The sequence below is a fragment of the Streptomyces lienomycini genome, assembly GCF_027947595.1.
Lineage (GTDB): Bacteria > Actinomycetota > Actinomycetes > Streptomycetales > Streptomycetaceae > Streptomyces > Streptomyces lienomycini.
Genome location: NZ_CP116257.1, coordinates 708907 through 729362, shown reverse-complemented (window position 1 = coordinate 729362; position 20456 = coordinate 708907). Strand labels below are relative to the sequence as shown.

At 72.0% G+C, this 20456-nt stretch carries 17 protein-coding genes and 2 pseudogenes; 11 read left to right on the top strand and 8 right to left on the bottom strand.

Going from position 1 to position 20456, the window contains the following annotated elements:
- Nucleotides 1-3: 3 nt before the first annotated feature.
- The 3 genes from BJ961_RS03490 (at nucleotide 4) to BJ961_RS03480 (ending at nucleotide 3714) form a co-directional block, all read left to right on the top strand.
- Nucleotides 4-2301 (top strand): hypothetical protein, encoded by a 2298-nt coding sequence (locus BJ961_RS03490; RefSeq protein WP_271319841.1) that lies wholly within the window; start codon nucleotides 4-6, stop codon nucleotides 2299-2301.
- The gene (locus BJ961_RS03485) at nucleotides 2298-2933 is read left to right on the top strand and encodes a hypothetical protein (RefSeq protein ID WP_271319840.1); all 636 of its coding nucleotides are present in this window, start codon (nucleotides 2298-2300) and stop codon (nucleotides 2931-2933) included. Before BJ961_RS03490 ends, BJ961_RS03485 begins: the two co-directional genes overlap by 4 nt.
- 142 nt (nucleotides 2934-3075) lie before the next feature.
- Nucleotides 3076-3714: a hypothetical protein gene (locus BJ961_RS03480; RefSeq protein WP_271319839.1), complete on the top strand. Its 639-nt coding sequence runs from the start codon at nucleotides 3076-3078 to the stop codon at nucleotides 3712-3714.
- 122 nt (nucleotides 3715-3836) lie between these two features.
- Here the strand turns inward: BJ961_RS03480 and BJ961_RS03475 are convergent, their stop codons facing one another.
- Both BJ961_RS03475 and BJ961_RS03470 read right to left on the bottom strand, forming a co-directional pair.
- The gene (locus BJ961_RS03475) at nucleotides 3837-5093 is read right to left on the bottom strand and encodes an acyltransferase family protein (protein WP_381158013.1); all 1257 of its coding nucleotides are present in this window, start codon (nucleotides 5091-5093) and stop codon (nucleotides 3837-3839) included.
- A gap of 122 nt (nucleotides 5094-5215) precedes the next feature.
- Nucleotides 5216-5548 carry a cupin domain-containing protein gene (locus BJ961_RS03470; protein WP_271319837.1) on the bottom strand — a complete coding sequence of 111 codons (333 nt, stop codon included), beginning with the start codon at nucleotides 5546-5548 and terminating at the stop codon, nucleotides 5216-5218.
- Nucleotides 5549-6074: 526 nt separating this feature from the next.
- Here BJ961_RS03470 and BJ961_RS03465 point away from each other — a divergent pair.
- Entirely contained in the window at nucleotides 6075-6431 is a 357-nt protein-coding gene (locus tag BJ961_RS03465; RefSeq protein WP_271319836.1) for a MerR family transcriptional regulator, read from the top strand.
- A 49-nt stretch (nucleotides 6432-6480) separates the two neighbouring features.
- Nucleotides 6481-6840, top strand: a complete 360-nt coding sequence (locus BJ961_RS03460; RefSeq protein ID WP_271319835.1) for a hypothetical protein — start codon at nucleotides 6481-6483, stop codon at nucleotides 6838-6840.
- Between the two features lie 156 nt (nucleotides 6841-6996).
- Here the strand turns inward: BJ961_RS03460 and gdhA are convergent, their stop codons facing one another.
- The 3 genes from gdhA to BJ961_RS03445 form a co-directional block, all read right to left on the bottom strand.
- On the bottom strand, nucleotides 6997-8355 hold the full coding sequence (gene gdhA / locus BJ961_RS03455) for an NADP-specific glutamate dehydrogenase (RefSeq protein WP_271319834.1): 1359 nt from the start codon (nucleotides 8353-8355) through the stop codon (nucleotides 6997-6999).
- 275 nt (nucleotides 8356-8630) lie between these two features.
- Nucleotides 8631-8843: a 4-oxalocrotonate tautomerase family protein gene (locus BJ961_RS03450; protein WP_271319833.1), complete on the bottom strand. Its 213-nt coding sequence runs from the start codon at nucleotides 8841-8843 to the stop codon at nucleotides 8631-8633.
- Nucleotides 8843-9622 carry an SDR family oxidoreductase gene (locus BJ961_RS03445; protein WP_271319832.1) on the bottom strand — a complete coding sequence of 260 codons (780 nt, stop codon included), beginning with the start codon at nucleotides 9620-9622 and terminating at the stop codon, nucleotides 8843-8845. The genes BJ961_RS03450 and BJ961_RS03445 overlap by 1 nt, the downstream gene beginning before the upstream one ends.
- Before the next feature lie 77 nt (nucleotides 9623-9699).
- On the opposite strand from BJ961_RS03445, the gene BJ961_RS03440 reads away from it, so the two are divergent.
- From BJ961_RS03440 to BJ961_RS03415, 5 genes and pseudogenes are all read left to right on the top strand, one after another.
- Nucleotides 9700-10569: a helix-turn-helix transcriptional regulator gene (locus BJ961_RS03440; protein ID WP_271319831.1), complete on the top strand. Its 870-nt coding sequence runs from the start codon at nucleotides 9700-9702 to the stop codon at nucleotides 10567-10569.
- 409 nt (nucleotides 10570-10978) lie between these two features.
- A pseudogene (locus BJ961_RS03430) lies at nucleotides 10979-11608 on the top strand (hypothetical protein); the annotation flags it as partial.
- Nucleotides 11609-11711: 103 nt separating this feature from the next.
- Complete coding sequence (locus BJ961_RS03425; RefSeq protein ID WP_271319830.1) at nucleotides 11712-13469, top strand: NlpC/P60 family protein; 1758 nt, start codon at nucleotides 11712-11714, stop codon at nucleotides 13467-13469.
- Between the two features lie 86 nt (nucleotides 13470-13555).
- The gene (locus tag BJ961_RS03420) at nucleotides 13556-14503 is read left to right on the top strand and encodes a LysR family transcriptional regulator (RefSeq protein WP_271319829.1); all 948 of its coding nucleotides are present in this window, start codon (nucleotides 13556-13558) and stop codon (nucleotides 14501-14503) included.
- 156 nt (nucleotides 14504-14659) lie between these two features.
- Nucleotides 14660-16051 (top strand): alpha-lytic protease prodomain-containing protein, encoded by a 1392-nt coding sequence (locus BJ961_RS03415; protein ID WP_344503008.1) that lies wholly within the window; start codon nucleotides 14660-14662, stop codon nucleotides 16049-16051.
- A gap of 99 nt (nucleotides 16052-16150) precedes the next feature.
- Here the strand turns inward: BJ961_RS03415 and BJ961_RS03410 are convergent, their stop codons facing one another.
- From BJ961_RS03410 to BJ961_RS03400, 3 genes are all read right to left on the bottom strand, one after another.
- On the bottom strand, nucleotides 16151-17290 hold the full coding sequence (locus BJ961_RS03410) for a hypothetical protein (protein WP_271319827.1): 1140 nt from the start codon (nucleotides 17288-17290) through the stop codon (nucleotides 16151-16153).
- 128 nt (nucleotides 17291-17418) lie between these two features.
- Nucleotides 17419-18051, bottom strand: a complete 633-nt coding sequence (locus BJ961_RS03405) for a response regulator transcription factor (protein ID WP_271319826.1) — start codon at nucleotides 18049-18051, stop codon at nucleotides 17419-17421.
- Nucleotides 18051-19379, bottom strand: coding sequence for a sensor histidine kinase (locus BJ961_RS03400; RefSeq protein ID WP_271319825.1), 1329 nt, complete (start codon nucleotides 19377-19379; stop codon nucleotides 18051-18053). The genes BJ961_RS03405 and BJ961_RS03400 overlap by 1 nt, the downstream gene beginning before the upstream one ends.
- A gap of 172 nt (nucleotides 19380-19551) precedes the next feature.
- On the opposite strand from BJ961_RS03400, the pseudogene BJ961_RS03395 reads away from it, so the two are divergent.
- Nucleotides 19552-20292: pseudogene (locus BJ961_RS03395) on the top strand (ABC transporter ATP-binding protein); the annotation flags it as partial.
- Nucleotides 20293-20456: the final 164 nt, after the last annotated feature.

Genomic DNA, 20456 nt, shown 5'->3' with positions numbered 1-20456 from the left:
TCGATGGCACTCACGCACACGGACCTGATGGAGATCGACCTCGGCCGACTGGACTCCGCCGTCTCGGGCTGGAAGAAGGCCGTCGACGACCTCAACGCCCTGGCCGAGGACGCCCGCCAGGGCATGCGGGCCAAGTCGGACGCCGCCCGGTGGGCCGGGGTCAACGCCACGGTGACGCGCGGGTTCGTCACCAAGACGACGAAGGAGATCGCCGACCTCCACACCGAGGCGGGCAGCATCCACCAGGTCCTCGACGACGCGCACACGGAGCTGGTCTCGCTCCAGAAGCAGGTCAGAACGGCGGTGCAGGTCGACGCCGTGAAGCTCGGGATCCGAGTGGAGGACGTCGGCGGCGGCAAGGTGCGCTGCTACTTCGCCCACGTCCGGGGGGACAGCGACGAGCGCACACAGGAACAGCTCGACGCCCGGGAAGAACTGGAGGGCCGGATCAACCAGTTGCTGGCCCACGCCTCCGAGATCGACGCGTCGGTGGCACGCGCCCTGCGCAAGAGCCACGGCGACGACCGGCACAACGCCGGGCACAGTTCGTACGCCTCGCTCGACGAGGCCCAGTCCGAACGCGCCGCCGAACTCGCCAAGCTCGGAACAGAGCTGACCGACCAGCAGTTCATGGAGTTGAACTCCATCATGAGGTTCAACGCCCGGGACGCGGACTTCTCGACGGCCTTCTACAAGTCCCTCGGCGGCCCCATGGAGACCCTGGAGTTCTACGGCAAGATGTCCCTCGACGGCACCGCCGGGGACGACAAGGCCAGGCTCGCCCTCACCCGGCAGCTCCAGCAGAACATGGGCACGGCCCTGGCCTCCGCGACGGATCCCGACAACAAGCCGCACCTGCCGGCCGGCTGGGGAGACGAGTTCCGCCGACTCGGCACCCAGCACATTCCCGTCGACCCGACATTCCGCAGCAACCCGTACGGCTACCAGGTCCTCGGCGGCATCCTGCGGTACGGCGACTACGACGCCCGGTTCATCAACCCGATCGCCGGGCACATCGTGCAACTCCACCACGAGGACCCCTCCCGGTTCATGTACGCGAAGCCCGCCGCCGGGGGCGCCGACCTCGACTGGGGCTACAACCCGTCGGGCCAGACGGGAGCCGGCTACGACCCTCTGACCAGCGTGCTGCAGGGCCTCGGACACAGCCCCGACGCGGCGAAGCAGTTCTTCTCGGACGAGACGACGCCGGTGGTCTACAGGGAGGACGGCACCGTCGACGAGACCGCCACCCTTGGCTACAACTACTTCAACGAACTGACTGACAAGGACTTCGAGTGGCCCGCCGACAGCCTGGTCCACCCCGGCAGCGACGAGGCGGACCACGCCCGCGATGCGGGACCGGACGCCCTGGGCCATGCGCTGGAGGCGGCGGCCACGGGCAGCTCCTGGGACGCCGACCCGCCGACGCTGCACCGGGACGAGCAGACGCACGACATCATGCAGCAGGTCATGGACCGGTACAACGTCACCAGGGCGGACGGCCCCCCGGACCCGCTGAAGGACAGCCTCGCCAGGATGGGAGCCGCCTATATCGACGATCTCAACTACTCGATCATGAACTACGGGGATTCCGGTGACCAACTGGACCGCGACGGCCTCTTCGCCCACAGCAGTGACGGTTCTCCACGGGAGGCGTTCGACGGTTTCCTGGCCAGGAACTTCATGATGCAGGTGGCTGGTGAGGAAGACGGGTACAGGACGCTGACCGCAGCCCAGCAGTTGTACATGGCCAGCGGTCTCGCGGCCGGCGAGACGGACCAGGAGAACGCGATCCCGTTCGTCGAGAACGCGGCGAAAGTGCACGGAATCCTCGACGAGTCGAGGTCTCAGGGCATCCGAGAGGAGTTCAAGAGCGCCGAGGACGCCGCGAACCTGGCCCTGTCGAAGGACGGCGAATGGCGCAAGACGCTCATGACTGTCGGAGTCACCGCGGTGGCGACAGGAGGGGCCGCCATGGTCCTCGGCCCCGCCGCGGGCGTCGTCACCGCCACCGCGGTACCACTTGTCATGCAGTCCGGCGGCTCGGCGATCACCACCGTCTACGGCAACCACACACTCCAGTACATGGAGGACCACGCGTACAACAACGACCCGGAGGCACTCATGGCGGTACAGACCCTGGAGCAAGCCGGAGAGCGTGCAACCGCCCAACCCTTCCTGCGGTACGCGCAGACCGTCGGGATGAGCCTCCCCGAACAGCGCGACATCGTCAATGAGATCGAGACCAACTACCGGAACGGCAAGGCCATCATCTCGGACAACGAGAAGGTGGCCCAGTGAAGATCCGGCGGCCCGCGCTGTACGGAGCGAGCGCGATGCTGGTCCTGACCGCCGGATGCTCGAGCGAACCGTCCCTGCGCGAGCAGTACCCCGTCCAGTGGAAGACCTGCGACGACCTGTTCGGCGCCAAGAACATGACGGACGTCCGCGACATACTCGGAGACGACCTGCAGATCCTCAACCCCCCGATCACCGTCGACGAGGTGGCGGACGGACTGAAGCGCGAGGCACGCGAACCCTACGACCAGGTACGCGGGTTCGACGACTACGATGTCTGCCACCTCTCCGACCGGGGCACATTCCAACCATTCATCGGCTGGTCGGCCAGATCTCTGAAGCAGGTGAGCGATCCCTCCGGACGCTGGCACCCGGTCGGCCCGGACGCCTTCGCCAAGGGCGGCATCTACGGAGGTGGCAGCACCGTCACCGTGTTCCGCTGCAAAGTCGCGGGTGCCGCCAAGGGCCGACAGGTTCAAACACTCCTGGAAGTCTCGGTGACCGATGTGGGTCACCCGTCCACGGAGCAGTTCGAGGCGCAGCTGACCGCCAAGCTCGCGCGGTCGGTACGCGACGCCGTGGGGTGCGTGAACCGTCCGGAGATCCCCGAAGGCCTGACGTCGGGCGGAGCGTGAGACCCGGGTGTGGGGGCGATGTCGGCGGAGGCCATCCGTTTCCGGGCCACTCCGGTCCACGGCCGTTCCTCCTCCGACGCACAATCGAGCACAGTTACCGGAACGGCAAGGCCATCATCTCGGACAACGAGAAGGTGGCCCAGTGAAGATCCGGCGGCCCGCGCTGTACGGAGCGAGCGCGATGCTGGTCCTGACCGCCGGATGCTCGAGCGAACCGTCCCTGCGCGAGCAGTACCCCGTCCAGTGGAAGACCTGCGACGACCTGTTCGGCGTCAAGAACATGACGGACGTCCGCGACATGTTCGGAGACGACCAGGAGATCCTCAACCGCCCGATCACCGTCGACGAGATGGCTAACGGACTGAAGCGCGAGGCACGCGAACGCTACGACCAGGTACGCGGGTTCGACGACTACGACGTCTGCCATCTCGACGGCCGAAGCGTCTTCTGGGCGGCCGTCGGCTGGTCGGCCAGATCCCTGAAGCAGGTGAGCGATCCCTCCGGACGCTGGCACCCGGTCGGCCCGGACGCCTTCGTCAACGGCGGCATCTACGGAGGTGGCAGCACCGTCGCCGTGTTCCGCTGCGAAGTCGCGGGTGCCGCCAAGGGCCGACAGGTACAGATCCTCCTGGAAGTCTCGTTGAATGACGTGGGAATCCCGAAGTCCACGGACGAGTTCGAGGCGCAGCTGGTCGCCAAACTCGCGCAGTCGGTACGCGACGCCGTGGGGTGCGTGAACCGGCCGGAGATCCCTGAGGGCCTGTCACCGACGAAGGCGTGAGACCCGGGAGCAGGGGCGATGTCGGCGGAACCTTCGCCGACCGCTGGGGAGTCGTCACCGGCCCGTCTTCGCGCACGACCGTCTGGGGCGAGGTGGGTACCGGACGGACCGGATGACGGCCCTCAGGCCCGGTGGTCGGCGTTCCGCATCCGGGCGAAGGACGTGTCCAGGCCCTGCTTCAGCAGGCGGGACAGCGGGCGTTCCACGAAGCGGTGGATGAGGTAGCTCAGGAGCAGGAAGCCCGTGATGAGTACGGCGATCAGCAGGCGGGCGTCCATCGTGTCGCGGAGGCGGGCGATGAGGGACGTGCCGGCCGCGTAGTGGACGAGGTAGAGGGGGTACGTCATGGCGCCCGCCGTGACGAGCCACTTCCAGCGGATCCGGTCGGTGTGGCCGAGCGCCACGGCGACCATGAAGAGCAGGAAGACGGTGAAGATCGCCACGCTGCCGCGCCAGCCGGAGACGCGTTCGACCTCCTCGATGCGTTGGCCCAGTTCCAGCTGGCCCATCAGCCAGGCCATGGCGAGGATGCCCCACAGGAGCAGGTCCTGGCCGAAGCGGTGCATGAGGTAGAGGGCGAGACCCGCGATGAAGTACCAGGCGCCGTCGGGGTTGGCGACCAGTTCGAGGAGGGGCAGGCCGGCGACCGGGGCGAGCATCGCGACGGCGCCCCATATGCAGCAGAAGACGACGACCCTGCGGTAGGTCAGGCCCATGGCGACCACGACCAGGAAGAGCAGGTAGAAGCGCAGCTCGGACCAGAGGGTCCAGTAGACGCCGTCGACGTTGCGCACGCCGGAGCCGGACTGGAGCATGGTGAGGTTGAGCAGGACCTCGCGCAGGCGCAGGCGTTCCCACACGCCCGGTACGGCGATCAGCGCGGCCGTGGTGAACAGGACCGCGAACCAGTACGCCGGGTAGAGCCGGATCACGCGGGAGACGAAGAACTGGCGCGGTGTGCGGCCCCAGCACGACATGCAGATCACGAAGCCGCTGATGACGAAGAAGATCTCGACGCCGATCCAGCCGTAGGAGGCGACGCGGAAGACCGTGGGCATGATCTCGGACACGGGGCGGTCCCAGATCAGGTTGCCGGGGCGGTCGGCACGCCAGGTGCCGGCGTAGTGGTGCGCGGCCACCATCAGTGCGGCGAGCAGGCGGATGCCGTCGATGACGTACAGCCGGCCGCCCGCCCGCTTCCCGTCCGTTCGCTTCCCGCCCGCGTGCTTCCCGCCCGGCGCGGCGGGCCCGCGCGCCGGGGCGCCGAGCTGTGCCGGCTGTCCCGCCGGGAGGACCGTGGCGAGCGGGGGGAGCGGCTGCCTCGGCCATTCCTCCGCCCGCTCGGGCACCGATGTTCCGTTGTCCGCTGCACGCACCATTCGAACAGACAAGAACAGTGTTCACGCGAACGGTAGGGCTTTGGGCAACCCGCCGCCCGGACTCCGCGACCTGTTCGCGGGGAGTTCGCCTCCGGTTCAGCCGGGGCGCCGCCGGAGCCGGGTCAGCCGCTCTTGGCCACCGTCAGGAGTACCACCGCGTCCTCCAGCGCCTCCAGGCCGTGGCGGGCCGGCGGGATCAGGACGAGGTCGCCGGTCCGGCCGTCCCAGGAGGTGTCGCCGCTGGTGAGGCGGACCCGGCCGCTCAGCACCTGGAGGGTCGCCTCGCCAGGGTTCTCGTGCTCGGCGAGGGTGGTCCCGGCGGTCAGCGCGAGGAGGGTCTGGCGCAGCACCAGTTCGTGTCCGCCGTGGACCGTGGTGGCGCTGCGGCCGTTGGAGGAGGCCGCGGCGCGTTCGAGGTGCTCGCGGGCGAGGGCGTCGAGGGAGAGTTTCCGCATGGGCGCAAGTCTTGTCGGCGGGGCCCGCGGCCACCAGGGGCCATGTGGGCCACACCGGTACGCGGGCCAGTACGCGGGCCACACCGCGAAGGGGCCCTGCCGGCGGGAGGCCGGTGGTCGCACTGCAGAAATCTGTTCACCGGTATGGAGTAAAACCTGTAGTGGCTGATGTAGACATTGACCGTCACGGGGTCTAGGCTTCTGGTGTAGCCAGGAAGTCAGTGAGGCGCGGCAGAGACGAACTGCCCGAGGAGCCATACCGACAGGTACGACAGAGAAGGAGGAGGACGCCATCAGGATCGCCCGGGCGAGAACGCTCTCACCGGGTACCGCAGGCCCCGGAACGGAAGGTGGTCCCACGGTCACGCATCCGCGATCCCTCAACTGCCCGTCCCTCCGCAAGGGGCGGCGCGGAATCAGAAGGTCGGCAGCGCAGTAGGCCGACAGATGGTGTTACAAATCCCTCGGGGCCTTGGTGCCGTTCGGCACCAAGGCCCCTCGACGCATTCCCCCAGCAGAGGTGCAGATGACCGCAGGCACACCGCTCGACCGGATCGACGACGACGACTACCCCGCGTACACCATGGGACGAGCCGCCGAGATGCTCGGCACCACGCCCGCCTTCCTACGGGCCCTCGGTGAGGCCCGGCTGATCACGCCGCTGCGCTCGGAGGGCGGCCATCGCCGCTACTCCCGCTACCAGCTGCGTATCGCCGCTCGCGCCCGCGAGATGGTCGACCAGGGGACTGCCATCGAGGCGGCCTGCCGCATCATCATCCTGGAGGACCAGCTCGAAGAGGCCCAGCGCATGAACGAGGAACTGCGGCGCGGTGGTGCCGAAGCCCCCGGCGACAGGCCCGGGAGCGGCCGTTCCGCACGGTAGGGCCACCGACCGGTCCGCCCGGGCGGACCGGCGGATAAAATCCTTGCCCATGTCGAAGCCTGACGAGCTGCTCATTGACATCGCTGCTCTCGTGGAGTCCGGACAGACCAGCCGGATGTCCTTGACCGTGGTCACCCACGGTGCTGTCATCACCGGTCGCCTGGCCCCCGAGAGCGTGTGGAGACAGCGGGTGTCGGAGGTGCTGACGGACTCCGCCGAGCTGGGTGCCTTCTCCACCGCCTTCAAGACTCCCGCCAAGAGGGACGGACCACCCACGCACCTTCACTTCCACGTCGCCCGGATCCTCCAGGGCACGATGGGCATCCCCGAAACGGGCGGGATGTACCGCGTGGCGCTCGAGAACGTCAGCGCCTGGACCGTGGGCGACTTCAGCTACTCCGACCACTGATCCGCTCCCCCGCCTCGTGTGCCCGGGGACGGGTACGGCCACGCCCTGCGAGCCCAGCTCGGCCAGCAGCTCCGCGGGCATGTCGAGCTCGGCGAAGCGTGCCACGCCGGGACAGGGCCCCGCCGTCCCGCGGTGGGGCCCCGTCCGTCGGGTCCGTCAGATGACGCCCTGGGCGAGCATCGCGTCGGCGACCCGCTCGAAACCGGCGATGTTCGCGCCGGTCACGTAGTCGCCGGGGGCGTCGTAGCGCTCGGCGGTCTCGTGGCAGGTGGTGTGGATGTCGTTCATGATGTGGGTCAGCTCCTCCTCGACCCGCGCCGCCGTCCAGGACGTACGGGCGTGGTTCTGCGCCATCTCCAGCGCGCTGACCGCGACGCCGCCCGCGTTGGCCGCCTTGCCGGGGCCGAAGGCGACGCCGGCCTGCTGGAGGAGGTGGACGGCCTCGGGGGTCGTGGGCATGTTGGCGCCCTCGGAGACCGCCTTGACGCCGTTGCGGATCAGGGTCGCGGCGGCGTTCTCGTCCAGCTCGTTCTGCGTGGCCGACGGGAGGGCGAGGTCGGCCGGGACGTCCCAGACGCTGCCGCCGGGCACGAAGCGGGCCGAGGAGCCCCGGCGCTCGGCGTAGACGTCGACGCGGCCGCGCTCGACCTCCTTGATCTGCTTCAGCAGGTCGAGGTCGATGCCCTTCTCGTCGACGACGTACCCGGAGGAGTCCGAGCAGGTCACGGCGTTCGCGCCGAGGGCGGCCAGCTTCTCGATGGTGTAGATGGCGACGTTGCCGGAGCCCGAGACGACCGCCGTCTGGCCCTCCAGGTCCTCGCCGCGCTCGCGCATCATCGCCGCCGCGAAGAGCACGTTGCCGTAGCCCGTGGCCTCCGGGCGGATCAGCGAGCCGCCCCAGCCCGCGCCCTTGCCGGTGAGGACACCGGCCTCCCAGCGGTTGGTGATCCGGCGGTACTGGCCGAAGAGGTAGCCGATCTCCCGGCCGCCGACGCCGATGTCGCCCGCGGGGACGTCGGTGTGCTCGCCGATGTGCCGGTACAGCTCCGTCATGAACGACTGGCAGAACCGCATGACCTCCGCGTCGCTGCGCCCGTGCGGGTCGAAGTCGCTGCCGCCCTTGCCGCCGCCGATGCCGAGGCCGGTCAGCGCGTTCTTGAAGATCTGCTCGAAGCCCAGGAACTTGATGACGCCGAGGTTGACGGAGGGGTGGAAGCGCAGACCGCCCTTGTACGGGCCGAGCGCGCTGTTGAACTCCACCCGGAAGCCCCGGTTGACGTGGACGCGCCCCTGGTCGTCCTGCCACGGCACCCGGAAGATGACCTGTCGCTCCGGCTCGACGAGCCGCTCGACGAGCCCCGGCTCGGCGTACTCGGGGCGGGCGGCGATGACCGGCGCGAGCGTCTCCAGGACCTCGTGGGCGGCCTGGTGGAACTCGGGCTGGGCCGGGTTGCGGTGCTCGATCTCGCTGAGGAGGTGGTCGAGCGCGGTCCTGCTCTCGCTTCGTGTCGTCACGGGGGCCCTTTCTGGCACGGCGGACACCGGAGACCGGGACAGGTGCACAGGGGTGGCACAGGGGGGTGGCACGTCCTGTCCGGTCGGTCCGGTGGTGGGCGCTCGGCGCCGTTGCCGCGCGCGGGACACTTAAGTGTTACGCGCATGTAAACATCCTGGCCAGCACCCGGCGCAGAGTGCGACCACTATGTGAGACACAGTTTTCGCATATCGGGTGATAGTGAGCGGCCGTCGGGCGCGGGCGGCCGGGATTCCCCGGGCGCCCGCGCCAGCCGTCATCCACCGTCGCCGTTGAGCATCTCCGCCGTGAGGACGTGCCCCGCGACGCCCCAGCCGCCATCGGGGACCTCGTCCACCAGGACGACGGTGGTGGGACGGGCGCGCTCCCCGTAGATCTCCGCGTAGAGGTCGGTGGTGCGTTCGACGATCTTCTTCTTGTCCTCCGCCGACAGCGTGCCCGCGGGGACCTTGAAGTGGGCGAAGGGCATCAGACCAGTCCTCCGTTGGCGCGCAGGATCTGGCCGTTCACCCAGTGTCCGGCGGGGCTGCCGAGGAAGGCCACCACGGCGGCGATGTCCTCGGGGCTGCCCAGCCGTTCCAGGGGCGGCGTCTTCGCGAGCCGGTCGACCTGCTCGGGCGTCTTGCCGTCGAGGAAGAGATCCGTGGCCGTCGGCCCGGGGGCGACCGTGTTCACGGTGACGTCCCGGCCGCGCAGCTCCCGCGCGAGGATCAGGGTCATCGCCTCCACGGCGCCCTTGCTCGCCGCGTACGCGCCGTACGTGGGGTACTGCGCGCCGACGACGGACGTCGAGAACCCGATGAAGGAGCCCCCCGCGCGCAGCCGCCGCGCCGCCTGCTGGGCGACGACGAAGGTGCCGCGGATGTTGGTGCGGTGCATGGCGTCGAGCGCCGCCAGGTCCAGGTCGGCGACGGTCGACAGCGTCATCCGCCCGGCCGAGTTGACGACCACGTCGACGCCGCCGAACTCGTCCTCCGCGCGGTCGAACAGCGCGGCGACCTCCTTCTCCTCCGCCACGTCCGCCTGGACGGCGACGGCCCTGCCCCCGGCCGCGGTGATCGCCTCCACCGTCTCCTCGGCGGCCGAGGCGTCACGGGCGTAGTTCACGACGACGGCCAGACCGTCCTCGGCGAGCTTCTGCGAGACGGCCCGGCCGATGCCGCGCGATCCCCCGGTGACGACGGCGACCCGGGGCCCGGCCGCCGGTTCGGGATGCTGCTGGTCTGTGTGGTGCGTGTGCGTGGTCATGTCTCCACGATGCGCGCGGCCGGCCCGCGCAGCCAGGGGATGTCATCCCCTGGGTCACCGGCCCGGCCCGGCGCAGAATGGACGGCATGAGCGCCGTGAAGTACGCCGAGCTGGGGACGTTCCTGCGATCGCGCCGGGAACGCATCCGCCCGGCCGAGGTCGGTCTCCCGGCCGGACCGCGCCGCCGGGTGCCGGGGCTGCGCCGTGAGGAGGTCGCCCAGCTCGCCGGGGCGTCCGTGGACTACTACAACGAGTTGGAGCGCGGCGCCGGGTCCCAGCCGTCCGAGCAGATGCTCGCCGCGCTGGCGCGTGCGCTGCGCCTGTCCGCCGACGAGCGGGACTACGTGTACCGGCTCGCCGACCGGCCGGTGCCCGCGCAGGGCGGGGCCGCGTCGCACGTGCACCCCGGCATGCTCGACCTGCTCGGGCGGCTGACCTCGACCCCGGCGCAGGTGATCACCGACCTGCACGTCACGCTCGTACAGAATCCGCTGGCGGTGGCGCTGCTCGGGGACCAGTCCGGGTTCCGGGGGCCCCGGGCCAGCTTCGTCCACCGGTGGTTCACCGAACCGGACGCCCGGCGCCTGTACCCGGAGGCCGACCACGAGGGCAAGTCCCGCTCCTTCGTCGCGGACCTGCGGGCCGCCGCGGCGCGCAGGGACAAGAAGGACGCGGAGGTCGGCGCGATGATCCGGACGCTGCTCGACGTCTCCCCCGAGTTCGCCGCGCTGTGGGCCGACCACGACGTCGCCGTCCGGCGGGAGGACCGCAAACGCCTGGTCCACCCCGCGCTCGGCGTGATCGAGGTCAACTGCCTCCACCTCTTCAGCGAGGACGGCCGTCAGCGGCTCCTCTGGTTCACCCCGGCCGTGGGAACCGACAGCGCGGGGCTGCTGGAGTTGTTGGCGGTGGTGGGGACACAGGAGGTCGCCGGGCCGACGGGCTGACGACGCGGAGGCCGACGACGGTTCCCCAAAACCGTGAACACACCCCCCAGAACTGTTCACGCCCCACTCATACGAGCGCCGCAAGGACAAAATCGACTGAAGTGTCCCGTCACGGCACCGCAACCCACGTTCTGAGGTTGCGGTGCCGTCGGCGCCTACCAAGAGCAAGAACCCGGGAGAAATGACCCCACCAAGCCCCACCCCTCCTCCCGAGGCGCGTCGTCACTCGGGCGAGTGAACATCACCGGCTCAGCTGGATTTCGGGGACCTCAACTCCCCTACTCTCAGCGCAAGCAGGCAGATCCAAAAGACTTCGCCCCCGCCCTCTTCCAGGCGGCCACCGACCTCCTAGCCGACCTGCGGCGACGCGATTCCCGGCTGCTGCTGTCCGCGGCCGACACGGCCCACCTGGACGAAGTACCGGCTGCCCGCAGCCCTCCTGGTCGTCTGCCAGGACCATGCCACGGCGAAATGGGCGCAGCGGGTGGTAACCAGCGGACCGCCCGAGTTGCCCACCCTGACTCTGCGGCCCGTGGTCGCCGGCCCTCACAACATGCCGGTGATCACCGATCCGAACGAGGCCCGTGCCGACCTGGTCCTGGCCAGTCTGGCGGCCATCACACACGCCACGGAGCCGGTCGTCAATGCGATACTGAAGGCTCTGTCCACCGCATTGAGGGACGCGCCCGAAGACGTCGCCGCCCCCATCGTCGAATTCACCGCACATGGGCTGGGCAACCGCCCGGCCAGGCACCTCTGGAGGAATCTGGTGGCCGTGGACCTCTCCTTCTACAAGTCGTACATCTCCGAAGAGATCCGCGACGAAGGCCGCGAGCAAGGCCGCGAGCAAGGCCGTGAGCAGGGCCGCGCCCAGCAGGGCGCCCAGGATGTGCTGCTGGTCCTGGAACAGCGTGGCCTCGACATCTCGGACGGCGTCCGTACGCGCATCACGGAGTGCGACGACCCCGAGGTTCTCCGTCACTGGCTCGCACGGGCCGTCACCGCGGCCTCGGCCGAGGCGGTCTTCGAGGACGAGTAGCCCTCCCCCGGCTCACACCACCGGACACGCGGATCGGATGTCGCGTCGGCTTCGACGAGTCCGCGGGTGCCGAACACGCCGCGCCGGGGCCGATCATGACGGCATGACCAACACCTCACGGCGCGGCGTGCTCGCCGCCCTCGCCGCCTCGGCCGCCACCGTCCCGTTCGGCGGCACGGCCGCCGCCTCCCCCGCGCGCGCCACTCCGACCGCCGCTCCGGCGGCCTCGCCGGTCGCGTCGGCCGGTCTGGCGTCGCCCCGTTCCTCGGTGACGCTGCCGCCGCTGAACCCCGCGTACTTCAGCAGCCTCACCCTGGAGTCCCGGCTCACCGCCACCGTGCTGCCGGGTACTCCCGCCCGCACCGAGGTCACCTCCGGCGGCAGACGCGTCGCGCTGCTGACCCACGGAGCCCGCAGCGTGCTGCTGCCGGGGCCGGAGCGGACGTTCACCGAGAACAAGAAGCCCTTCGTGGACGACTTCGCGCGCACCCTGCCCGACACCTCACTGCCCGACGGCGACCGCGCGTACTGGGGGACCTCCCCGGGCGGTGGGAGCTGGTCCACCCTCGGGCCGGTGGACACCGACTACTCGGTGGTGCCGGGCGCCGGGATCATCGCCCTCACCACCGACTACGCCAGCCGCCACGCCAGCCTCCGGGACGACGGGATCACCGACGTGGACGTGCGGTCCGTCGCGCGGTTCGACAAGGTGCCGGCCGGCGACGCCTGCTCCTACGCCCTCTCCTTCGGCTACCAGAACACCCACAACAACTACCGGGCCCGGCTGTCCTTCACCACCTCCGGCGCGGTCCAGCTCCGGGTGGAGAAGGAGGTCGACGACACGGTCACGCAGCTGGCCCCGGCCGTGGCACTCGCCGAGGGCGTGCCCGCGGGCACCGACTGGGCGATACGGGTCCGCCGCGAGGGCACCCGGGTCCGGGCCAAGGCGTGGTCCGCCACGGGCACCGAGCCGTCCGCGTGGGCCTTCGACGTCACCGACGCCACCTTCGGCAAGGGCCGTGTCGGCCTGCGCGCGCTCGCCAACCGGGGCTGCACCAATCTGCCGGTCACCCTGCGCGTCAGCCGGTTCCAGGTGGACGCCGGGGACTGGGCGGAACCGCCGACCGTCACCCACTCCGACTGGGTGCGGATCCTGCCCGAGCCCTTCGACGGAGTCTTCACACCCGAGCTGGAGGGGCTGGTCCGCGGCTGGTCGGGCTCCACGGCCCCGGACGTCCTGGCCCACGCCGCGATGTTCCTCGCCGGAGCGTCCCCCGTGGTCGCCGGTTCCGGCCCGGCCGCGGGCAGGCAGGTCATGGGCGAGGCGGGGTACGGCTACCTGGACCCGCGGGGGTACCGCTACGAGGGCGCCGACTTCCACGAGTACATGAACACCGGCTGGACCTTCCCGGACGGCGCCCACACCGGTCCGTCCAGCAAGCAGGTCGGCAACCTCGACTGCTCCGGCTACACCCGCATGGTCTACGGCTACCACATGGGCGTGCCGCTGGCCGCGGGCGAGGACACCTCCGGCACCCGCCTGCCCCGCAGGTCCCGGGACATGGCCGACCACTCCCCCGGCGTGCGCGTCGCCCGGACCGACGGCCAGGAGCCGCCCGCGGCCGAGCAGCTCCAGCCCGGCGACCTCGTGCTGTTCAACGCCGACTCGGGCGACGACAACGAGGTGGCCACGACCGACCACGTCGGCATCCACCTCGGCGAGGACAGCACCGGGCGGCGCCGCTTCCTGTCCAGCCGCAAGACGGTCAACGGGCCGACCATGTCCGACCTGGGCGGCAACTCGCTCCTCGACGGGACGGGGACGTACGCGAGGGCCTTGCACACGGTGCACCGGATCTGAGCGGCCCGCGGGGCCGGTGAAAGCCGGCCCGCACTGGTCTGTACCAGCCTCTTGCCCTCGCCCCCGAGTCGTCGCAAGCTCCCCTCATGGAGCTGGAGTTGCGGCATCTCAAGACGGTCCGGGCCATCGCCGACGCCGGCAGCCTCACCAGGGCGGCGACGGCTCTCGGTCTCGCTCAGCCCGCGCTGAGCGCACAGCTCAAGCGGATCGAACGGGCCCTGGGCGGTGCGCTGTTCGTCCGGGGCCGGCACGGGGTGCGGGCGACCGCGCTGGGCGAGCTGGTACTGGAGCGCAGCCGAATCGTGCTGCCCGCGGTGACCGAGTTGCAGCAGGAGGCGGTGCGGTTCGCGCGGGCGCCGCGCACGGCGGAGCGGTTACGGCTCGGCGGGACCCACGGGCCGCTGCTCGGCGCCCTCGTGGACCGGCTGGCCGGCGTGGCGCCGGACGCCCGGATGACGACCTGCACCTCCTGGTCCGAGCGGGAACTGGCCGGTCAGCTGGCCGAGGGGCGGCTGGACTTCGCGCTGGCCGGGACCTGCGGCTCGGCGTCGCCGCCCGGCGCGGAGGGGCTGGTGTGGCGGGAGGTCGCCGTCGACCCGGTGTTCGTCATGATGCGCGAGGGCCACCCGCTCGCCCGCCACGCGGAGGTGGACCTGACCGAGCTGGCCGCCGAGGAGTGGGCCTGCGTACCCGGCGACGGCTGCTTCGGCGACTGCTTCACCGCGTCGTGCGCCCGCGCCGGGTTCACCCCGCGCCGCATGTACGAGACGGACACCGCGTCCCTGGTGCACCTGGTGCAGGTGGGGCGGGCGGTCGGGCTGTGCCGGGCGACCTTCCCGACCACGCCCGGCATCGTCACCCGGCCGCTCACCGGGACGCCGCTGGCCTGGCGGCATCTGCTCGGCTGGCACGCGGTGACGCAGCGGCAGGACGTCGCCGCCACGGTGCTCTCGCAGGCGCGCATGGCGCACGCGGGTGTCGCGGCGAGCAGCGACAGCTACACGGAGTGGCTGGCGGCGCACCGCGTGCCGTGAGCCGCCGCATCCGCGCCGTCGTACCGGAGTACCGGCTTCCCCGACGGGCGCCGGGCTTCCATAACGCCGGACAGGGGGTCGGCCGACGTCTTACGGGCGGCCGCCGTCCCTCCCTACGGTTTCGGCACCTCCCCACCGAGACCGAGGAGATCCCCCATGCCCCACCGTCACCGACACCGCCGCGGGCACAGCAGAGCCATGGGTGCCGCCGTCGCCGCGACGGCGGCCCTGCTCGTGGCCGGGCTCAGCGGCTCCGCGAGCGCGGACACGGCACCCGTCGCCTCCGCCCCCGACGCGGCCCGGGCCCTCCGCACGGACGCCGCGCCGCCCGCCCTCCTCCACGCCATGCAGCGGGACCTCGGGCTGGACCGGCACCAGGCGGAACGCCGTCTCGTCAACGAGGCCGAGGCGGGCGCCACGGCGGGGCGGCTGCGTGCCGCGCTCGGCGGGGACTTCGCGGGTGCGTGGGTGCGGGGCGCCGAGTCCGGCACCCTGACCGTGGCGACGACCGACGCGCACGACGTCACGGCGATCGAGGCACGGGGCGCCGAGGCGAAGGTCGTACGGCACTCGCTCGCCGAGCTGGACGCGGCCAAGGCCCGCCTGGACCGCGCGGCGGCCGACCGGGACACCGCCGACGCGCCCGTCTGGTACGTCGACACGCGCACCAACACCGTCGTCGTCGAGGCGATACGTCCGGCCGCGGCGCGTTCCCTGCTGGCGGCGGCCGGTGTCGACCGTTCGCTCGCCCGCGTCGAGGCGCGCACCGAGCGGCCGCGGACCTTCTACGACCTGCGCGGCGGCGAGGCGTACTACATCAACAGCAGCACCCGCTGCTCGATCGGCTTCCCGATCACCAAGGGCACCCAGCAGGGCTTCGCCACGGCGGGCCACTGCGGGCGGGCCGGCTCCAGCACCACGGGCTCCAACCAGGTGGCCCAGGGCACCTTCCAGGGCTCGATCTTCCCCGGCCGCGACATGGCGTGGGTGGCCACCAACTCCAGCTGGACGGCGACCCCGTACGTCCTCGGCGCCGGTGGGCAGAACGTCCAGGTCACCGGTTCCACGGCGGCTCCCGTCGGCGCGTCCGTCTGCCGCTCGGGCTCGACGACCGGCTGGCACTGCGGCACCGTCGCGCAGCTCAACACCAGCGTCACCTACCAGGAAGGCACCATCTCCCCGGTCACCAGGACCACCGTGTGCGCCGAGCCCGGCGACTCGGGCGGGTCCTTCATCTCGGGCAGCCAGGCGCAGGGCGTCACCTCGGGCGGCTCGGGCGACTGCCGGTCGGGCGGCGAGACGTTCTTCCAGCCGATCAACGCGCTGCTCCAGAACTACGGGCTCACGCTCAAGACCACCGGTGGTGACGACGGCGGCGGTGACGACGGCGGCGGCGAGGAGCCCGGCGGCACCTGGGCGCCCGGCACCGTCTACCAGCCGGGCGACACCGTGACGTACGGCGGCGCCACCTACCGCTGTCTCCAGGGCCACCAGGCCCAGCAGGGCTGGGAGCCGGCGAACGTGCCCGCGCTCTGGCAGCGGGTGTGATGCCCCACTGACCCCCACAGGGGACAACGGGGGACGGGTCCGGGCGTGCGTGAGGGAGAGCGCCCGGGCCCGGTCACGTCGTCGTACGGGCGCGGCGGATCAGGTGCGGGTGACCTGCCCGCAGTCCCCCGGCTCCGAACCGGTGAGGGTGCGGCTGCGGTCGTAGGGGTCGGTCAGGGGACCGGTGGGCCGCGCGCCGCCGGGGCCGTCGTCGTCGGGGAAGCCGGGGTGGAGGTAGCCGTCGTAAACGTCGCAGGCGGTGTTGCCGTACTCGGAGAAGTACTTCTCCATCAGGAGCTTGCCCTCGGTCACGTTCCACCTGGCCGGGTCGTTCAGGGTGAGGGTGATGTGGCGGCGGATGATGGTGCGGGCGACCGGTCCGTCGGCGTCGTTCGCCCGCACCAGCGGGTAGACGAAGGTGTAGTCCGCGTCGACCTTCACCACGCCCGGTTCGCCGGCGGCGAGTGTCATGCGGCCGCGGACCTTGACGACGTCGCCGACCAGGCGGGCCTCGTGCGGGTCGAAGCGGGTGAAGAGCCGCAGCGGGTCATGGTCCTCGTCGGGGTCGCTCAGGGACCGGCGCAGCTTCGGCAGCAGCTCCGGCTGCTTCGGGTCGAGGACGTCCAGCGCCTCGTCGGGCCGCTCCCCGCGCAGCACGGCGGGGTCCAGGTTGGCGGCGACCAGGAGTTCCTTGGTGCGGCGCAGCGCGAACGCCACGTCCTGCTCGCTCAGGCCGGACAGCGCCTTGGCCTGCGGCACCTCGATGGCGTCGGCGCCCTCGGCCCACCGCTCGGCCGGCGAGCCGCGGAAGGGGTGCTCGCGGGTGGCCCGCTCCGCCTCGGCGGGTACCCCGGGAGCGCCGGTCGGCCGCGCCGACTCGGCCGCCAGGGGCGTCACGGAGCCGTCGTCGCCACCGCCGGGCAGCCGGTCCGTCACCAGTGAGGGCCGTACGGCGACCAACGCGAGCGCCGCCAGCACCAGGACTCCGACGACCGCGCCCACCCGGCGCCGGCGGGTGCGGCCGCCGCCCTGCGGGGGACTCTGCGGGGCACGCCACGGTGTCGCCTCCCCCTCCTCGCGCAACCGCCGGGTCACCATCCGCGCCCGCGCCGACGGCTCCTTGGGCGCGGACCCGCCACCGCCTTCGGCGGCCTCCCGCAGGAACGCCTCCCACTGCGCGTCGGAGAGGGAGGAGGACGGCTCGTCGCCGGGACGGTCGGGAGGCGGGACGTTACTCACGGGCTCACTTTCCACGTGGCGGTGCCGGTCGGGGGAATCGGGGAATCACGGGGGACAATCGTGCCCTTACACGGGGGCCTGCGCCGGGATACGCGTGGTTCGTGACCGAACCTGTACTCTCCGCCGGGTCAGCCCCGCAGGTAGGCCAGCACCGCCAGCACCCTGCGGTGGGTCTCGGTCGCCGGGGGCAGGTCGAGCTTGGTGAGGATGCTGCCGATGTGCTTGCCCACGGCCGCCTCGGAGACGACGAGTTCACGGGCGACGGCCGCGTTGGACCTGCCCTGCGCGATCAGGGCGAGCACCTCCCGCTCGCGCGGGCTGAGCCGCTCCAGCGGGTCCCGGCGGCGGCGCAGCAACTGGCGTACCACCTCCGGGTCGACGACCGTGCCGCCGGACGCGACCTCGGCCAGCGCGTCGACGAACTCCTCGACCTGGCCGACGCGGTCCTTGAGCAGGTAGCCGACGCCGGTGCCGTCGCCGGAGTCCAGCAGCTCGGCGGCGTAGGCGCGTTGCACGTACTGGCTGAGGACGAGGACGGGCAGCGCGGGCCGCGTCTCGCGCAGCCGCACCGCCGCGTGCAGGCCCTCGTCCTGGAAGCCGGGGGGCATGCGGACGTCGGTGACGACGATGTCCGGGACGTGTTCCGCCACGGCCGCGACGAGTGCCTGCGCGTCGCCTACGGCCGCCACGACCTCGTGGCCGAAGCGGGTGAGCAGGCCGGTCAGGCCGTCCCGCAGCAGCACGCTGTCCTCGGCCAGCACTACGCGCAGGGCGCGGTCCGTTCGTACGGGGCGCGAGGGGGGCAAGGGGTGCAAGGGATCTCCACGCACAGCAGGGTCGGCCCGCCGGGCGGGCTGGACAGGGAGAGTCTGCCATCCAGCACTGACACCCGGTCGGCGAGACCGGTGAGCCCGCTGCCCGCCCCCGCGTCGGCCCCGCCCCGGCCGTCGTCGCGGATCCGCAGGACGAGGCGTCCGTCGCGGTGGCCGCCGGTCACCTCCGCGCGGTCGGCGCCGCTGTGCCGGCCGACGTTGGCGAGGGCCTCGCAGACCACGAAGTAGGCGGCGGCCTCGACCGCCTGGGGCAGCCTTTCGGGCAGATCCAGACGGACGTCGACGGGTACGGCGGAACGGTCGGCGGCGTCGGCGACGGCCGCCGTCAGGCCGTAGTCGGCCAGGACCTTGGGGTGGATGCCGTGGATCAGTTCGCGCAGCTCCTCCAGGGCCTTGCCCGCCTCACCGTGCGCCCTGGCGAGCTGGTCCGCCAGCGGGCCCGGCGGCGCGTCCAGACGGGCCAGCCCGAGGGCCATCGTCAGGGCGACCAGGCGCTGCTGGGCGCCGTCGTGCAGGTCGCGTTCGATCCGGCGCCGCTCGGCCTCGAAGGCGTCCACCAACCGCACCCGGGAGCGGGTGAGTTCGACGACCCGCGCCTCCGGACCGCCCCCGCGCGGGGCGGCGACGAGGACACGGGTCAGCTCGGCCCGTGCGCCCGCCGCCAGGCCCAGCACGTAGGCACCCGCGGCCAGCAGCGCCAGCCCGAGCACCGCGACGCCGAACGCGGTCGGCCAGGCGGTGACCGTCCACTGCTTCAGGACCTTCGCCTCCTCGCCGCCGCCGAGGGTGGACATCAGCAGCGGGGTGGCGGCGAGGTGGAGGGGCACCGCCAGGGCGCACGCGACGACCACGGCGTCCACCGGCCAGAGCACGAGCGCGAACAGCAGCGCGTGGCCCAGCTCCCGCCAGGTCGCCCGCTCCCGCAGCCGCGTCGTCAGCCAGGCCCACGGACCGGTGGCGGGCGGCTGCCGCGGGGTACGGGCGGGCGCGGGGACGCGGTCGACCAGGCGCAGCCGGTGCCGTTCCAGGCGGGCCACGGGGATGCCCACGAGGGAGGTGAGCACCAGCATCGGCAGACCCACCAGGACGACGGTGAGAACGCCGCCGACGGCGACCGCGGCCACGACCGCCACCAGGGTCGCCGCGCCGGCCGCCGCGCCGGTCACCAGGTAGGCGACCGAGCGCCAGGGCCACGCCGAGAGCAGGTAGCGGGGGGCGGGCAGTGCCTGCCACAGATCGCGGGGACGGGGGTGCATGCGGATCACCGTAGGACCCGGGCACGCGGCGCGGCCATCGGCCCAGTGGGCGTCTTGGGGGTATGGCCTGCCCCACCCCGGTTCTCGCCCCTGCCGCACTGCGCCGGGGTGGTCGCGGGCGGTTGTGTGGGGCCGGTCAGCGAGCAGTCCGGGACCCGGCGAATGGAGACACATGAAGAACGGCCACGAGGGCGACGACGACGCGGTACGGCTGTGTTCCGTCAGCCGCCGGTACGGATCGGGCGCCGGCTCGGTGGCGGCCCTCGACGACGTCTCCGTCGCCTTTCGCCGGGGCACGTTCACCGCGGTGATGGGGCCCTCCGGCTCGGGCAAGTCGACCCTCCTGCAGTGCGCGGCCGGTCTCGACCGGCCCACGTCGGGATCGGTCGTCGTCGGCGGCACGGAGCTGACCGGGCTGAGCGGGCGGCGGCTGACCCTGCTGCGCCGTGACCGCGTCGGGTTCGTCTTCCAGGCGTACAACCTGCTGCCGTCGCTGACCGCGGAGCAGAACGTGGTGCTCCCCCTGCGGTTGTCCGGCCGCCGCCCTCCGCGCGGCCGGGTGGGCGAGGTGCTGCGGCAGGTGGGCCTCGCCGACCGCGCCCGGCACCGGCCGACCGAGCTGTCCGGCGGCCAGCAGCAGCGCGTCGCCCTGGCCCGCGCCCTGATCACCCGCCCCGAGGTGCTGTTCGCCGACGAGCCGACGGGGGCGTTGGACTCGCAGGCCGGACGCGAGGTGCTGGCCCTGCTGCGCGGCACGGTCGACCGCGAGGGCCGGACCGTCGTCATGGTCACGCACGACCCGGTGGCCGCCTCCTGCGCCGACCGCGTGGTGTTCCTCGTCGACGGCCGCGTGCACGGCGAACTGCCCGCCTCCCCCGCCGACACCATCGCCGCCCACCTCACCGCCCTGGAGACGACCACCCCGACCACCACCCACCCCCAAGGCGCCCCCGTGCCCACCATCGTCCGCGCCGAAGGCGCCCCCGTGCCGGCCACCGTCCGCCCCGAAGGCCACCCCCCGCCGACCACCACCCCGCACACCCGCCACGACGCCCCCACCGCCCGCCCCATGCCCCC

Coding starts and splice junctions, on each gene's coding strand:
- BJ961_RS03440 (WP_271319831.1), top strand. CDS start 9,700: ATGGACGGCATGAGCGCCGTGAAGTACGCCGAGCTGGGGACGTTCCTG.
- BJ961_RS03470 (WP_271319837.1), bottom strand. CDS start 5,548: ATGCGGAAACTCTCCCTCGACGCCCTCGCCCGCGAGCACCTCGAACGC.
- BJ961_RS03425 (WP_271319830.1), top strand. CDS start 11,712: ATGACCAACACCTCACGGCGCGGCGTGCTCGCCGCCCTCGCCGCCTCG.
- BJ961_RS03445 (WP_271319832.1), bottom strand. CDS start 9,622: ATGACCACGCACACGCACCACACAGACCAGCAGCATCCCGAACCGGCG.
- BJ961_RS03450 (WP_271319833.1), bottom strand. CDS start 8,843: ATGCCCTTCGCCCACTTCAAGGTCCCCGCGGGCACGCTGTCGGCGGAG.
- BJ961_RS03490 (WP_271319841.1), top strand. CDS start 4: ATGGCACTCACGCACACGGACCTGATGGAGATCGACCTCGGCCGACTG.
- BJ961_RS03465 (WP_271319836.1), top strand. CDS start 6,075: ATGACCGCAGGCACACCGCTCGACCGGATCGACGACGACGACTACCCC.
- BJ961_RS03460 (WP_271319835.1), top strand. CDS start 6,481: ATGTCGAAGCCTGACGAGCTGCTCATTGACATCGCTGCTCTCGTGGAG.
- BJ961_RS03400 (WP_271319825.1), bottom strand. CDS start 19,379: ATGCACCCCCGTCCCCGCGATCTGTGGCAGGCACTGCCCGCCCCCCGC.
- BJ961_RS03475 (WP_381158013.1), bottom strand. CDS start 5,093: ATGGTGCGTGCAGCGGACAACGGAACATCGGTGCCCGAGCGGGCGGAG.
- BJ961_RS03415 (WP_344503008.1), top strand. CDS start 14,660: ATGCCCCACCGTCACCGACACCGCCGCGGGCACAGCAGAGCCATGGGT.
- BJ961_RS03420 (WP_271319829.1), top strand. CDS start 13,556: ATGGAGCTGGAGTTGCGGCATCTCAAGACGGTCCGGGCCATCGCCGAC.